Source organism: Methylobacterium sp. WL18 (assembly GCF_008040015.1).
GTDB lineage: Bacteria > Pseudomonadota > Alphaproteobacteria > Rhizobiales > Beijerinckiaceae > Methylobacterium > Methylobacterium mesophilicum.
Genome location: NZ_VRVD01001354.1, coordinates 1 through 432, shown reverse-complemented (window position 1 = coordinate 432; position 432 = coordinate 1). Strand labels below are relative to the sequence as shown.

Here is a 432-nt window from a genome sequence, read left to right as displayed (position 1 = left end):
CGCCTGCGCGGCGCAGCAGGCGGTGCCGTTCGCGGCCGAGCTCGCCCCGGATGCGAGCCGCGGGCGGATCGTCGGCCAGGTGATGACCGGGCTGCTGACCGGCATCCTGCTCGCCCGTACGGCGAGCGGGTTCCTGGGGGCGCATCTCGGCTGGCGGGCGGTGTTCCTGGCCGCCTCGCTCCTGGCGCTCGCCATGGCGGGCATCGCCCGCGCCACCCTGCCGCACACGCCCCAGACCCATCCCCTGCGCTATCGCGCCCTGATGCTGTCGATCCTGCACCTCGCCCGGTCGCAGCCGGTCCTGCGCACCGCGAGCCTGTCGCAGGCGCTGCTGTTCGCCGCCTTCAATGCGTTCTGGGCCACCCTGGCCCTGCTGGTCGAGAACCCGCCATTCGGGCTCTCTGCGGCCGGGGCGGGGCTGTTCGGGGTGTT

At 74.3% G+C, this 432-nt stretch carries 1 protein-coding gene; it reads left to right on the top strand.

Going from position 1 to position 432, the window contains the following annotated elements:
• On the top strand, positions 1-432 hold a 432-nt coding region (locus FV228_RS32705; protein ID WP_147858047.1), incomplete at both ends, for an MFS transporter.